Genomic DNA, 14,523 nt, shown 5'->3' on the forward strand with positions numbered 1-14,523 from the left:
CATTCTGCTTGCCGTACCGGGCTTCAGCTAGGGCGTTTGGACGGCGAGGTCCACCCGCAACCTAACGGAAAGGCGGTTCGTCAAAGGCGCGCAGCTTGCGTGAGTGCAGGGCAGCACCGCCATCCCGGGCGAGACGCTCCAGCGTCTCGATGCCGATGCGGATATGCTCACCAATCGCGCGCTCATAGAAGCGGTTGGCCGCGCCCGGCAGCTTGATCTCGCCATGCAGCGGCTTGTCCGATACGCATAGCAGGACGCCATAAGGCACACGCAGGCGATATCCATTTGCCGCAATCGTTGCGCTCTCCATGTCGATACCGATGGCGCGCGACTGGTTGAAGCGGCGCGCGGTCTCCGTGAAACGAAGCTCCCAGTTGCGGTCGTCCGTGGTGACGACAGTGCCGGTTCGCAGCCGCTTCTTCAGCGCATCACCCTTTTCGCCGGTCACATCGGCGGCGGCCTGCTGTAGCGCGATCTGCACTTCGGCAATTGGCGGAACAGGAATGTCGGGTGGAAGGACACCGTCAAGTACGTGGTCATCGCGCAGATAGGCGTGCGCCAGCACATAGTCGCCGATCTGCTGGGAGTGGCGCAGGCCGCCGCAATGGCCAACCATGAGCCAGCATTCCGGCCTGAGCACGGCGAGATGGTCTGTGATCGTCTTCGCATTGGACGGGCCGACCCCGATATTCACTAGCGTGATGCCTGTGCGGTTCTCAGCCATAAGGTGGTAGGCTGGCATCTGGAAACGCCGCCAGGGCGCGGCATCGATGGCCGCTTTCGCATTGGCTGTTGTTGCGTCCACCTGCAGGCCGCCAGCCACTGACAGCCCGGTATAGCGCCCGCCCTGCTGCAGCTGGGCAACGCCCCATTCGCAGAATGCATCGACATAGCGGTGATAATTGGTGAACAGCACATAGCGCTGCATGTGGTCGACCGGCGTACCAGTATAGTGGGCGAGCCGCTTCAGCGAGAAGTCGGTGCGCGGTGCATCGAACAGTGAGAGCGGCCGGTTGCTGCCGGGTTCATAGAGCTCGCCATCGGCGATTTCGTCGCCAATTGCGCTAAGTGTCGGTGCCGGGAACCATTTGGCGAGCTCTGCGGGGCTGACTTCTTCGAGGCCCGCCGCTTCCGCCTGATCCCAGACATAAGCGTAAGGGATTTCAGAGCCGGACAGGCGCACGTCCACGTCGACCGGATAGTCTCGCATTAGCGGTCGCAGCTGCTCGATCAGGTAGGGTCGGAAATAGTCCGGCCGGGTGATGGTTGTAATGTAGGTGCCAGGTTCCGACATCTTGCCGAATGCGCGCGATATCGGCGGTGGCGGCCCATCCGGGTCATAGCGCACAATGAGGGCCGGGTAACAGAAGGAGCGCGAGGTCCGCATGTCCGCCGTCGGGGGCGTGCCATCCTTCAGATAGCGCTCGAGGCTCGACGTCAGCGCCGTGACCGCAGCATTGTACAGCTCTTCCAGCGCATCGACGACTTTTTCAGGGGTATCCAGTTTTGACATGCCCCCCGTTGCCGCAAAGCGGTTCGCCCGTCAATTCTGCTCGAAGGAGATGGTGTAGATGACAGGCCCGCTTTCGCCGTCCACAGGAGCGGTCAGCGGCACCAGCCAGTCGGGCAGATTTCCGCTCTCGAGATCAGCGGCAAATCCATCTGGAGAGCGCTCGGCATAGGTTTCCAGTTCGCCGAGGCCGGGACAGTAGAGAAGATGGGTTGCGCCGGTCATCGATATCTTGCGGCGTGCCGTGTCGGTGGATCCGCCAAACACCGAGAGTGTCATTTCGATGGATGACGGATTGCGATGATAGGGCGCTGCGCTCGCATAGTGGCGCGTGTGATAGATCAGCGGGGCTCCAAGGTCGATTGGTGTGAACACGATCATGCGCGGCGCAGCAGCGATGGCCTGGAATGCGTCACCGGACTTGCAGTCGGTGATGACGTCATTCGTCGTCTCTGCGCGGGCTTTGAGCTGCTTCGGCACCTGCCAGAACAAGGGGGACACGGCCAGCGCGCCGATGAAAAGGGCGAGTGCTGGCATGGCGCCTCGCTTCCTGAGCCAGCCAGTAAACAGGAAACCGAACAGCCAGCCTGCCGCAATCGCGGCTGCGGCATGCGCCAGCGTCGCGCCGCGTAATTGCCAGGCAGAAAGCAGGAAGCCAGCAAGGCAGAGGACAAGCAGGCTGGCGCGCGCAAACCGCTCACCCTTGCGAGCGAGATACAGCGAGACCGCAGCTGCGCAGAGGCCAGCGATCGCGAAGCCGTAGTAATAGAAGCCGCCGGGCAAGTCTGTCGACAGGACCGTGGAGAGGCTGCGTGCTTCCGAAACGACGCTCAGCCAGCCCGATTGCACATCGCCGGACAGGCGCGAATAGGGATCGGCAAGGCAGTCTGGCCGCGTGCCATCGAAATTGATCGGGTTGGTAGCGACAAAGCTCGCCATGGTCATGAGGCCAACTACCCCCATCGTGACAAACCGCATCCTCCAGTCCGGTGTGCGCGGCATTGCTGTTCCGATTGCAGACAGGCCCGAGCCGGCGACCAGCAGGGCCACGAAATGCGACTGGCCGAACGCATCGCAGACATAACGCATGCCGCCCGCGCCGGGCGCGTCGAATATGTAGACGATGAGACCGACCACAATCAGCGTCGCCCCGAAGGAGCGAAGACGCCGGGCTTCGGCCTCTCCGCGAATGATCCAGGCCATGGCAAATCCGGTGATCGCCAGCAGGGCGGCCGGCAGATTCTCGACTGCCACCGTCAGCATGGCCGCGACGCAGGCGCCTGCCACCAGGCCGGACCGGATGGTCATTTGCGGCGACAGAAGGCAAGCCAGCGTGGTCAGCGTCAGGACGAGGCCAAGCGAATGATGGTCGACCCGGCCCGGCATGAAGTTCGCCGCAGCAAAGGATGTGATGAAGAAGAACAGGCCCGCAACCTGACCACTCAGCGGCGCATTGAGACGGCGAAGGCAGACACCTACCGCAACGAGTGCCCACACCATCAGGAATATCGGCCAGGTGGTGACAGCAATGCCTTCGGCCATCTCCCGGCCAAAGAGGGGCTGCAGCATCCACACGGTTCCTGCCAGGAACAGGTCGGGCAGCCGCGACCAGTGCATCGCTCCCCCCTCCGGGGTGAGCAGGCGGCTCTGATTGACATCATACCAGCTATTGGTCCCGGTGATGAGGTCGCGCACCTGCTGCATCCGCATCATATCGTCACTTCCCAGCAGGTCGCCGCCAAATGCGGGTCCAGCTTTCAGCAGCGTCAGCAGGACGGCAAGGCCTCCGAAAACCAGGAGTGGCCAGACAGGTGTGCGCGCATGCGGTGCCATCACTGCGGCTTGGTCCCCATGAAAACTCATCGTGCTAACTCGTCATTCACCAGAGTTTGTTATGGCCAGATTGTGGTTACTGAAAGGCTGACTCGATGAGTAGCGTATCTGTCGGGACATTTAATCCTGGTCAACGCAGCGAGCAGGCTGAGGCGCGCATCGCTGTCGTCCTGCCCTGCTACAATGAGGCAGCGACCATTGCGTCCGTCATCGACAGTTTCCGAAAATCCCTGCCAGACGCGACCATTTATGTCTTCGACAACAATTCCAGTGATGCGACCGCAAACATTGCGCGCAGGGCAGGCGCCATTGTCCGGTCCGAGACCCGTCAGGGTAAAGGCCATGTGGTGCGCCGCATCTTCGCTGATGTGGAGGCCGACATCTATGTCATGGCCGATGGCGACGGGACGTATGATGCGACGCTCGCGCCAACCCTGATCGAGCTGATGAAGCGCAACCATGTCGACATGGTGGTCGGCACGCGCGCCGACGTGACCAAGGATGCTGGCCGCGGCGGCCACGCTTTCGGCAACAAGATCTTCAACAGGCTGTTCAGCGCCATGTTCGGGCGCCAGTTCACCGACATTTTTTCCGGCTACCGCGTCTTTTCGCGCCGGTTTGCGAAATCCTTCCCGGCCGTGTCCGGTGGCTTCGAGATCGAGACGGAAATGTCCGTTCATTCCTGCCAGCTTGGTATTCCAACGCTTGAACGTCCGACGCCGTACGGTGTCCGCCCGGAAGATTCTGCGTCCAAGCTGCGAACGTTCAGGGACGGCTTCCGCATCCTAGGCATGTTCTTCATGCTGGCCAAGGAAACAAGGCCTGCGGCCTTCTTCGGCGCAATCGGCATGCTGCTGACCCTGATTGCACTTGGCCTGTCGATGCCGCTAGTCCTGACCTATCTGGAGACCGGTCTGGTGCCGCGCCTGCCGACGGCGATCCTTTCTGTCGGCCTGATCATGGTTGCCACTGTCACGGCGGTATGCGGGCTGATCCTCGACAGCCTCGCCCGCGCACGCGTCGAAGCGAAGCGGTCTGTATTCCTGTCCTATCCGGCAGCTGACTGGTCGAAATGATGGCAGCGCGGACCGGCCTGTCCAGACTTGTCCGCTTCGGCCTGATTGGCGGGTTAGGATTCATCGTCGATGCCGGCCTGCTGGCGCTGCTCATCCAATCAGGAAGTGACCCATTCCTTGCGCGGCTCGTATCCATTCTGGCGGCGATGGTCGTTACCTGGCGTCTCAACCGCTCGCTGACCTTTGGCGCGAGCGCAGACGGCCAGGTGCGCGAGGCCGGCCGCTATTTCACGATTGCGATTGGTGTCGCCATTCTCAATTACGCGATCTATTCAGCCATCCTGCTGATGCTTCCCGCCTGTCCGCCCGTGCTGGCCACAGCGATTGCGACGGCGATCTGCACGATCGCCTCCTTCTTCGGCTATGGAAGGTTCGCCTTCAGGACGGCCTAGAGCCCGGTGACCTGCAGGACGAGGAAGGCAATCCCGTAAACCTGCAACGCCACCACCAGCAGACCCACAGCAAACGCCAGGAAAAAACGCATCCAGCTTCCCCGCTGGCTGAGGGCGAGCACGCCTGCCCCCGCGCCGCCAATCAGGGTCGAAAGTGTCAGAGGGTCGGTGCGTCCGAGCCCGACCAGCGAATCCACCCCATAGATGACCAGCGGCGCGCAGATCAGCGCCGCGCCAAGGATAAGCAGACTGTTGTCGATACGGGTCATCGTGTCTTCGAAACGCAAAAGAACAGGTTTCGCTCCTCCTTGAGGGCAGGGAATTCCTGACCGGGTCCGGGGCTGCACTGTGGCACATCCTGATGCAGAACGGGTGAGCATCTGGACAGTCTTACTGTTTATCGGCAAAAACGAGGCAAATCATTTCCCGAAAGGACCATCATGACCTTGAAGTCTATTCTCATGGGCGGCGCAGCTGCCCTCGCGCTCGTCGTCTCTGCCTGCTCGCCTCCCGATGGTGAGGCTGGTTCGGCGACCACTGAGGCGACCCTGGAAGCCGATACGCCCGCCGCGGCCGGCGCCGAGGCTGCAACGGCAGAGCCGGGTGCCCTTCAGGAAATCAGCGTCAGCGATGCGGAGCTTGAGGGCAATCCATTCCTCGAAGAGTGGGAGACGCCGTACGGGGTCCCTCCCTTTGCCGAGATCGAAGACGAGCACTATCTGCCTGCGGTCAAGAAGGGCATACTGGAGGCCCGTGCCGGCATCGAAGCGATCACCAGTAATGCAGACGCGCCAACCTTCGAGAACACCATCGTCGCCCTCGACCAGAACGCAGAGCTGGCGACCAAGGTCCTGCTCGTCTTCGGCAACATTACCGGCACCGACACCAATGACCGCCTGCGCGAGCTGGAGGGCATCATCTATCCGATGGTCACCCGTGAGCAGGATGCAATCGTGTTCAACAATGATCTCTGGCAGCGCGTCAAAACGGTCTATGAGGCGCGTGATACGCTCGGGCTCGACGAACAGGATGCCCGCCTGCTCGAGCTCACCCATCGCCAGTTTACCCGCGCGGGCGCTGACCTGCCGCAGGATGTGAAAGATCAGATCGCCGACATAAACTCGCAGATATCCTCCCTGACGACCAAATTCGGCCAGAACCTGCTGCGCTCGACCAAGGCGTTCCGGATCGAGGTGACCGACGAGGCAGACCTCGCCGGCCTGTCGCAGGACTTTAAGGACGCCATCAGGATGGATGGTGACGAGGACAAGTGGCTGCTGACGGTCGACCGCTCTGTCTATGAGACCTTCATGACCCAGTCCGAGAACCGTGACCTTCGCAAGAAGATGTTCGATGGCTACCGGCTTCGCGCGTCAGAGGGCGAATTCGACAATGGCCCTATCGCCATCGAGATCGCGCAGCTTCGTGCCAAACGCGCCGAACTGATGGGATATCCGAACCACGCCGCCTACGTGCTGGAGACAAACATGGCGAAGACGCCTGAAGGAGCCGAGGAATTCCTCCTCCGCGTCTGGCGTCCGGGCCTGGCTCAGGCAAAGGCCGAGCGCGCGGAGATGCAGGCGCTGATCGGCGACGAGTTTACCTTCGCCGGGCATGACTGGTGGCACTATTCTGAGAAGGTCCGGCAGAACAAGTATGCCTTCGATGACAATGCGCTGAAGCCTTATTTCGAACTCGGTGCCGTGCAAAAGGGAGCGTTCGACGTCTCCAGCAAGCTGTTCAACATCGAGATTACCCCGGTCGACGTCGAGGGGTGGAATGAGGTGGTCAACGCTTTCGAGGTCACCGATGCCGAGACTGGAGACTTCCTCGGCCTCTTCATGTCCGACATGTATGCCCGCGATTCCAAGCGCGGAGGTGCCTGGATGAGCAGCTTCCGCACGGCGTCCAATGTGAATGGCCAGGATATTCGCCCGATCGTGGCCAATAATATGAACCTGATCCAGCCGCCAGAGGGCCAGCCGACGCTAATGCGCTTTGACGAGGTCACGACCCTCTTTCATGAATTCGGCCACGGCCTGCACGGCCTGCTGACGCAGATTCGCTACCAGAATTTTTCAGGTGTGGACGGACCACGCGACTATACCGAATTCCCGGCCCAGATTCTCGAACACTGGGCCAGTGCACCGGAAGTGCTCGAAGACTATGCCAAACACTATCAGACAGGTGAGACAATTCCGCTTGAACTCATTGAGCGGATGAATGAGGCAGCGAACCATAATCAGGGCTTCGCGACGACGGAGTATATCGCGGCCTCACTACTCGATCTCAACTGGCACATGCTGTCTTATGACGAAGCCATGGCGATTGAGGATGCACGGGCATTTGAAAAGTCCGTGCTCGATAAATACGGCCTCATTGAAGAGATCGAACCGCGTTATCGGTCCAACTATTTCAGCCACATCTTCGCTGGTGGATATTCAGCAGGATACTATGCCTATCTCTGGTCCGAAATTCTCGATGCGGATGGCTTCGAAGCGTTCAGGGAAGCCGGCGACATTTTCGACCCGGAGTTGGCTGCGAAACTGAAGCGCTGGGTGTATGAAAGCGGCGGCCTGCGGGAGGCGGACGAACTCTATCGCAACTTCCGCGGATCTGATCCGACCATCGAGCCGCTGCTGCGAAATCGAGGCTTCGATGTGACCGAGCAGGGCGACGGCTAGCGCCCAGATAGTCAGCATACATAACAAAGCCTCCCGGACCTCGGCGTTCGGGAGGCTTTTTCTATGGGCTGAATCCCGGCTATGAAAAACGCCAATATCTCGAATTTACCGCTTGTTAGCTTTCCCGGTTTGTTCCAGCCTTATCCACAGGCCGGGTCATCAGCAGGGAGGTCTGAATGTCGAGAACCGACACGCTGCCCACCACTTATAGTCCTTTTCGCGACCACGATGGAGAAAGCATCGTGCTCGGATGGCAGACGCCGTCCGATCAGGCCTCAGGCATGGGGTTTTCCCAGCCGCCGGGCGATGCAGGTAGCCCGCCTGCCGAACCCGTGGAGATGGGCGGAGACGGCCACATCCTCACCATTGCACCCACCGGGTCCGGCAAAGGGGTGAGCTGCATCATTCCGACGCTGCTGACCTATACCGGCCCCGTCATTGTCATCGACCCGAAGGGCGAAAATGCTGCCGTCACGGCGGAGCGACGCCGCCAGATGGGGCAGCAGGTGCACGTCATCGATCCATTCGGCATCAGCGGCGAGGAGCCCGCCCGGTTCAATCCGCTGGAGCTGGTCAACCCCCGCTATGCCGATTGTACCGATGACGCCGCCATGATTGCGAGCATGATCACGCCGGTTCTCAAGAACGATCCGTACTGGTCAAACCGGGCCAAGCAGCTCATCACCGGTCTCATCCTGCATGTCTGTCACGACATGCCCGCATCGGATCGCAACCTGCTCAAGGTGCGCGAGATCCTGCACAGGGCTTCGCTTGAAGAAGAGTCCGTGATTGAGGCGCTGAGGACATCTCGCCACCATGAGGTGCGTATCACGCATGCTGGCATCAGTGGTCCGGCCGAGCGGACGCGCCAGTCCATCGTGTCCATCGCGGCAGACGCGCTCGATGTCTTCCGCGGCGATTCCATGATGCACAGCCTTTACGCTTCGTCATTCGACATTAATGGCGTGACGCGCGGCGACCCGATGACGATCTATCTCGTCCTGCCGCCGCACATGATGGAATCGCACGGACCGGTGCTGCGCATGTGGGTGGGCGCCCTGTTCTCGCTGATGTGCCGGCGGCGCAAGCGCCCGGACATGCACACGCTCTTCCTCATCGACGAAGCCGCGCAGCTTGGCACGTTCGAACCCCTGCGTTCAGCGTTGACGCTTCTGCGCGGCTACGGGGTACGCACCTGGAGCTTCTGGCAGGACCTGCCACAGCTCAAGCGGCTCTACCCTGACTGGGAGACCCTGCTCACCAATTGCCGCGCCGTGCAGATCTTCGGGCGACTTGGTGCCCGCAGTGCCAAGGGGGCGGCCGAAGCGCTCGGCGTCGACAATCCTTCGATCTTCCGCGACCTGAACCGGGACCAGATGGTTGTGGCCATGAATGGTGATGATCCGAAGCTCTGCCACCGCCCAAACTATCTGAATGATCGCATCCTGGCGAAACTGGCCCAGCAAAACCCGTTCTTCAGTGATGACATGCCGGGTGAGTGCCGACGGCCTGCGCATATGGAATGCTCAGCGTTTGACGATGAACGCCAGTCCACCCTGTTTCCGCTGGAGGTATATCCCCCCTGGCGGCTCAAGCAGGACGAACGCAAGAAGATCAGGCCTCGCCGTCGGGCGAGCTGAGCGCTTCGCCTACTGGATGGCGACAGCGTTGCCGAGAGAGATTTCCGGCAGCATGCGCGCGGCAAAGAGGCAGCTCTCAATCTTGCCAGGCTTCGGCACATCGGGATCTGCCAGATAGGCTGAGAGAGCTGCTTTCGCCGTTGCTGCCACGTCTTCGTCCGAAACCGGCGTTGCACTGCGGCCAAGCAGCTTGCGGCTGGTACAGCGATAGAGCCGGATCATGTGAAGGTCGCGGGCGCTGTCGCCGGCGCGCAGCCGGTGCAGCGTGTTGAGCTGGCGATCCGACGACACGGTGAGGGCCGCCGGCCACCCCGCGCCGCCGGGCTTTGCGATCCAGAGGGTGGACTGGCGATTGTCCTTGTTCGCCATGTGGAAATTGATCGAGATCAGCTGGCCATTGTCCAGCTGGTCGATCTCGATGTCGCCAATGCCCTGACGGGACAGGCGGACCAGCCAGAATTCGATGGCGGCATCTCTCAGGTGCCAGGCCTGTTGCTTGTCGCCAAGGGCGAGCCGGACGGCCGCGTGCATGAACAGGGAGTCCACGTCTGTGATATGACCTGCCAGCTCAAAGTGGGTTGCTGCTGCCTCGATATTCTTACCCCAGCCAGCCGCAAGACCGGCGATGCGGTGGGCTTCTGAAACCTCCGGCCGGTTCGGGCAGGCAGCGATAAACGCTTCAGACACACGCTGCACATAAGCGGGCGTGGCTTCTTCTTCAGGGCTTTCAAGCCGCTGCTGCCAGCTGAAAACGTCGTTCAGGCTGCAGTCTGCGACCGGTTCGGTTTGCGCCAGCGCGGTGCGTTGCATGCCGGTATAGGTACAGATCACCGACACGATAAGCGCGCTCAGATAGCGGAGAAGCCGTTTTCGCATTGCAGACCCTGCTGGTTACCATTTGATAACCAAGGCGAGTTGCAAATCTGGTGCCGGACGGGGCGGAGCGGTCACCCGTAGAGGCGCTGGAAAGTCCAGATGAGACCCGTCACGCCAATCACAAGCGATGCCGGTATGACAATCAGGGGCCGGTACAGATCCATGCGGGAAGCCTGCTTGAGCGTACCCCGGAAATAGAGCGAAGCGGCAAAGGCAAGCCCGACAACAGCGAGCTGCCCGATCTCGACACCGATATTGAAGCCGATCAGTGCGCTCCAGAACTGGCCCTCCGGCAGGCCGAGCTCTCCGAAGAAGCCGGCAAACCCCATGCCGTGGATGAGGCCGAAGGCAAAGACAATGAATGGCCTCAGCCGCGTCATCCGCCCGAACAATATGTTTTCGAACGCGGCGAAGGCGATCGTCGCTGCGATGAGCGGCTCCACCACGGAAGCCTGAGGGGTAATCACGCCGGCAGCGGCCAGCGCAAGCGTGATGGTATGCGCGACGGTGAAGCAGGAAATCTGGATGACCAGCGGATTCATGCGCGGCGATGCGAGGAAGATCGCGAGCACGAACAGGATGTGATCATAGCCGCCCGGCAGGATGTGACGCACGCCGATGGAGATATAGGTCGTGAAGGTGGAGAGGACGGATCGGTCCATGTCGACGGACGGCGTGCCGGTAAACTGTGTCGGTTGCGCAATCTCGGCGGTGCTGCCGGCGCCTGGTGCACGGTCAAGGTCCGACAGTGCGCGGCAGAGTTCCGGGTCGAGCCCGCCGCCCGGTGTGCAGAATTCATCTTCAGGATGCGCTGCTGCGAAGGGCTGAAGCAGGCTGAGCGCGATCCATCCAAGAACCAGGATCAATCCGATACGGCGCCAGGTGGCAAAGCCGGAATGCGCCTGTTCAGCTGCGGCGTATCTCATCATGCGAACCCTCACTCGCATGGCCAGGTGCAGGCACAACAAGCCCGCCATCATGGCCGTCTGAATGACCATCATCGTGGATCGGGGCGAGAACAAGCAGGATCGCGGCCCCGGCACCAGCGGCAATGGCTGTCAGTCCGCGAACTGGCTGCATTTCCTTCAGCGGGGCCATGAGCGGACCGGTCGCCACAAAGAGCAGCAGGCCTGCTGACACCGCAAAGAGCGAGCCGATCGTGTCATGATCCAGCCCGTACATGAACGGGCCCGAGACAATGACACCGAGCGGCGTCGTCGCTGCGGCTGCCAGAAAGGCCAGCCAAAACGCATGGACGTTGCGGATACCGTAGCGGCGCAGGATTGCAAAAGCGATAACACCTTCGGGGAATTCGTGCAGAGTAAGGCCGATGGCGGCATAGACGCCCGACGCAAAGCTCGCGGCGAAGGTGACCGAATAGATCACGCCATCAATGAAGGAGTGCACGGCAATGGCGAGGATCGGTGTCAGCGCCTCGTGGCGGTGCGGTATCCCCTCCTCGCTGGGGAAAACCGCCTTCACGCCATTGTGCAGCAAAAGACCGCTGAAAAAGCCGACGGCGAGCCAGACTGGTGCGTTCATCGAGAAGTGAAATGCTTCGGGTATGATGTGCAGGAAGGCCAGCGTCGTCAGCATGCCAGCTGCGGCGAGACCGAAGAGCGAGGCGTTGCGCTGGCTCCAGATTGCACGCTGGGCAACCAGTATCAGTCCGACAGTCGTGCAGAAGCAGGCAATCAGCCCGAAGAATAGCGGCGCCTGAAGCGATGACCACATAGCCTGAATAATGCCTTGTCAGTGTTGCGCCGCAGGATCTGCCGCTGATAATTCGGCTGGACCGAATTGTTTGAACGGGTACGTTATAGTATCTCATTTTCAGAATGCGACCTGTTTTTGCAAGTTGCCTCACCCTCCGCTGCGAAAGGCCTGAAGCATGAAACCCTCCGTGACGATTGCAGGTGCGAGCCTGGCTGGTCTCCTCATCCTCTCTGCATGTGGGAAAACCGAGCCTGCTGAGAAGGACATGGTTGCGCCAGTCACCTCGCAGACCCCAGACGATTCAGGTGAGGCTGCTGACGCCGGCATGGACCGCGCCCTGCCGCCCGAAGGCAGTGCGCACGACCCGGCTGAATCCGAGCGCCTGGAAGCCCATGTCCATGGCTCGGCAACCCTGGCCGCAGGCGTCGACGGGGACGCGTTGACGATTGCTTTCGAAGCCCCGCTCATGTCGATGGTCGGCTTCGAACATGAGCCTGAAACGCCAGAGCAGACCGAAGCGCTGACTGCCCTGAAAGATGCCTTCACTATTCCGGGGGGTATGGTGGAGATCAGGGGCGCTGCCGGCTGTCTTCCCCTGATGACCACGTCAGGCACGCACTTTGCCAATGGTCATGGGGCGCTTGAGGTGGAACATGTCTACACCTGTGAAAAGCCGGACGACATCAGCCGCATCGACTTTAAAAGGATGAGCGATTATCCCGGACTGGAAACGATTGATGCTGTGTTTGTCTCCGACACTGACCAGATTGTCGGGGAGCTGACGCCGTCGAACCCGTCACTGGAGCTTCGCTAGCCTGTTGACCGATCAGCCTGCCATTGAAATCCGGGATCTGCGCTTCGCCTGGGATGGCGGGTCTACGCCCCTGCTTGACATCCCGGCCTTCGACATGGGCGCCGATGAGCGGCTCTTCCTTCGCGGACCAAGCGGGTCTGGCAAGTCGACCCTGCTCGGACTGATCGCCGGCGTGCTGGAGCCTCAGTCCGGCAGCATACGTGTCCTCGGCGAGGACATGTCATCTCTCAGTGGTGCAAAGCGGGACCGTATGCGCGCCGATCATCTCGGTGTGATCTTCCAGATGTTCAATCTCGTGCCATACCTGTCCGTTGTCCAGAACGTGACATTGCCATGCCGGTTCTCACAGGCGCGCCGCGCCGCCATCGCGGCAGCAGGCGGACCGGTCGAAGAAGCGCGCAGGCTGCTCGCCCGCCTCGGCCTCACCGACGAAAAACTGCTCGCCCGCCCTGTAACGGAATTGTCCGTCGGCCAGCAGCAGCGTGTTGCGGTGGCCCGGGCGCTGATTGGCGGGCCGAACCTGCTCATCGCCGATGAGCCGACATCTGCACTCGATGCCGATGCGCGCGACCGTTTCATCGAACTGCTGAACGAGGAAGCCTCCCAGTCGGGCGCAGCGCTCCTCTTCGTCAGCCATGATGGCGCTCTGGCTTCGCATTTTGACCGCAGTGTCGACCTTTCCGAACTGAACAGGGCGGGGGTCGCGGCATGAGCGGTGGATCCATTCTCGGCCTGGCCTGGCGCAGCCTGATGAACCGCAAGGGATCTGCCTTGCTGACCCTGCTGGCCGTCGCCCTTTCGGTTGCGCTCTTTCTTGGCGTGGACAAGGCCCGCAACGGTGCCCGAGCCGGTTTCGACAATACGATATCCGGCACAGATCTTATCGTCGGCGCCCCCACGGGCCAGATCAATCTATTGCTCTATTCGGTCTTCAGGCTCGGCAATGCGACAGCCGAAATCAGCTGGCCCACATATCAGGACATTGCAGGCCGCAGCGATGTGGCCTGGACCATCCCGGTATCGCTCGGTGACAGCCATCGCGGATTTCGGGTCATGGGAACGAATGCGGCTTATTTTGAGCACTACAAATATGGCAGCGGAACAGCGCTGGAGATCGCCGAAGGCCGCAGGTTCGACGACATCTATGAAGCCGTGCTTGGAGCCAGTGTTGCGCGTGAGCTTGGCTATGGGCTTGGCAGTGAGATTGTCCTCACCCATGGTCTCGGGGCGGGCGGCCTCACCGATCATGACGACAAGCCCTTCATCGTCACGGGGGTCCTTGCGCCAACGGGAACACCGGTTGACCAGACGATTCACATTCCGCTGGAAGGCATGACGGCCATCCATGTCGGCTGGGAAACCGGCACAAAAAGCCCGCTCGCCGACACGATTACGGAAGACATGATCCGCAGCTTCGATCTTACGCCAAAGACGATAACCGCCGTCTTCCTTGGTCTCGAACGGCGAGGCACGATCCTTACCACCCAGCGCGCTCTCAACACCAGGGCCGGTGAGCCCCTGCTCGCAATTATTCCCGGCGTTGCGCTCGGCGAACTCTGGCAGGTGACCAGCGTCGTTGAACGGGCGCTGATCGCCGTCTCTATCTTCGTCATTGCGGTGGGGCTGGTGTCTGTCCTGATCAGCATCCTGACCAGCCTCAATGAGCGCAGGCGCGAAATGTCCATCCTTCGAGCCACGGGCGCGCGGCCCGGCCACATCTTTTTCCTGATGGTGGCGGAAGCGGGCCTGCTGGGATTTGTCGGTGCGCTGCTCGGCGTCCTCATTGTGCAGGCCGGACTTTTTGTGCTCGGCCCCATGCTCGCATCGAGTTATGGGGTGAAATTACAGGGGCTCGGGCTCGCCGCGATCGACCTATGGACGATCCTTGCCGTGACAGCAGCGGCCATATTCATCGGATTTATACCCGCCATCATGGCGCTTCGCCGGTCGCTCGCCGATGGACTCACTGTGAAGCTTTAGAA

13 protein-coding genes are annotated in these 14,523 nt (G+C 61.0%); 7 read left to right on the forward strand and 6 right to left on the reverse strand.

The features are described from left to right. Positions 1-61: 61 nt before the first annotated feature. Together B8746_RS06315 and B8746_RS06320 are read right to left on the reverse strand one after the other, a co-directional pair. The gene (locus B8746_RS06315) at positions 62-1,513 is read right to left on the reverse strand and encodes an AMP nucleosidase (RefSeq protein WP_084392607.1); all 1,452 of its coding nucleotides are present in this window, start codon (positions 1,511-1,513) and stop codon (positions 62-64) included. 30 nt (positions 1,514-1,543) lie between these two features. Next, on the reverse strand, positions 1,544-3,373 hold the full coding sequence (locus tag B8746_RS06320; protein ID WP_084392609.1) for a hypothetical protein: 1,830 nt from the start codon (positions 3,371-3,373) through the stop codon (positions 1,544-1,546). Between the two features lie 65 nt (positions 3,374-3,438). Between B8746_RS06320 and B8746_RS06325 the strand changes: the two genes are divergently transcribed. Both B8746_RS06325 and B8746_RS06330 read left to right on the forward strand, forming a co-directional pair. After that, positions 3,439-4,419, forward strand: coding sequence for a glycosyltransferase (locus B8746_RS06325; protein WP_084392612.1), 981 nt, complete (start codon positions 3,439-3,441; stop codon positions 4,417-4,419). Further along, positions 4,419-4,811, forward strand: coding sequence for a GtrA family protein (locus B8746_RS06330; protein WP_198943702.1), 393 nt, complete (start codon positions 4,419-4,421; stop codon positions 4,809-4,811). The genes B8746_RS06325 and B8746_RS06330 overlap by 1 nt, the downstream gene beginning before the upstream one ends. Here B8746_RS06330 and B8746_RS06335 read toward each other — a convergent pair. After that, the gene (locus tag B8746_RS06335) at positions 4,808-5,080 is read right to left on the reverse strand and encodes a hypothetical protein (RefSeq protein WP_143434538.1); all 273 of its coding nucleotides are present in this window, start codon (positions 5,078-5,080) and stop codon (positions 4,808-4,810) included. The genes B8746_RS06330 and B8746_RS06335 overlap by 4 nt on opposite strands. Before the next feature lie 171 nt (positions 5,081-5,251). On the opposite strand from B8746_RS06335, the gene B8746_RS06340 reads away from it, so the two are divergent. Together B8746_RS06340 and B8746_RS06345 are read left to right on the forward strand one after the other, a co-directional pair. After that, positions 5,252-7,495 carry a M3 family metallopeptidase gene (locus B8746_RS06340; RefSeq protein WP_084392616.1) on the forward strand — a complete coding sequence of 748 codons (2,244 nt, stop codon included), beginning with the start codon at positions 5,252-5,254 and terminating at the stop codon, positions 7,493-7,495. 176 nt (positions 7,496-7,671) lie between these two features. Continuing rightward, on the forward strand, positions 7,672-9,135 hold the full coding sequence (locus B8746_RS06345) for a type IV secretory system conjugative DNA transfer family protein (protein ID WP_084392619.1): 1,464 nt from the start codon (positions 7,672-7,674) through the stop codon (positions 9,133-9,135). 9 nt (positions 9,136-9,144) lie between these two features. On the opposite strand, the gene B8746_RS06350 is transcribed toward B8746_RS06345, so the two are convergent. From B8746_RS06350 to B8746_RS06360, 3 genes are all read right to left on the reverse strand, one after another. Continuing rightward, entirely contained in the window at positions 9,145-10,011 is an 867-nt protein-coding gene (locus B8746_RS06350) for a hypothetical protein (protein ID WP_084392622.1), read from the reverse strand. Between the two features lie 71 nt (positions 10,012-10,082). Then, positions 10,083-10,940 carry a HupE/UreJ family protein gene (locus tag B8746_RS06355; RefSeq protein ID WP_158084551.1) on the reverse strand — a complete coding sequence of 286 codons (858 nt, stop codon included), beginning with the start codon at positions 10,938-10,940 and terminating at the stop codon, positions 10,083-10,085. After that, positions 10,918-11,745, reverse strand: a complete 828-nt coding sequence (locus tag B8746_RS06360; RefSeq protein WP_084392626.1) for a ZIP family metal transporter — start codon at positions 11,743-11,745, stop codon at positions 10,918-10,920. The genes B8746_RS06355 and B8746_RS06360 overlap by 23 nt, the downstream gene beginning before the upstream one ends. A 157-nt stretch (positions 11,746-11,902) precedes the next feature. Here B8746_RS06360 and B8746_RS06365 point away from each other — a divergent pair, with 157 nt between their 5' ends. The 3 genes from B8746_RS06365 to B8746_RS06375 are packed head-to-tail and all read left to right on the forward strand — an operon-like array spanning position 11,903 to position 14,521. After that, positions 11,903-12,541 carry a ZrgA family zinc uptake protein gene (locus B8746_RS06365; RefSeq protein ID WP_084392628.1) on the forward strand — a complete coding sequence of 213 codons (639 nt, stop codon included), beginning with the start codon at positions 11,903-11,905 and terminating at the stop codon, positions 12,539-12,541. A 4-nt stretch (positions 12,542-12,545) separates the two neighbouring features. Further along, positions 12,546-13,253: an ABC transporter ATP-binding protein gene (locus B8746_RS06370; RefSeq protein WP_084392631.1), complete on the forward strand. Its 708-nt coding sequence runs from the start codon at positions 12,546-12,548 to the stop codon at positions 13,251-13,253. Continuing rightward, the gene (locus B8746_RS06375) at positions 13,250-14,521 is read left to right on the forward strand and encodes an ABC transporter permease (RefSeq protein WP_084392634.1); all 1,272 of its coding nucleotides are present in this window, start codon (positions 13,250-13,252) and stop codon (positions 14,519-14,521) included. The genes B8746_RS06370 and B8746_RS06375 overlap by 4 nt, the downstream gene beginning before the upstream one ends. The last annotated feature ends 2 nt before the right edge of the window (positions 14,522-14,523 follow it).

The organism is Henriciella pelagia (assembly GCF_002088945.1).
Taxonomy (GTDB): domain Bacteria; phylum Pseudomonadota; class Alphaproteobacteria; order Caulobacterales; family Hyphomonadaceae; genus Henriciella; species Henriciella pelagia.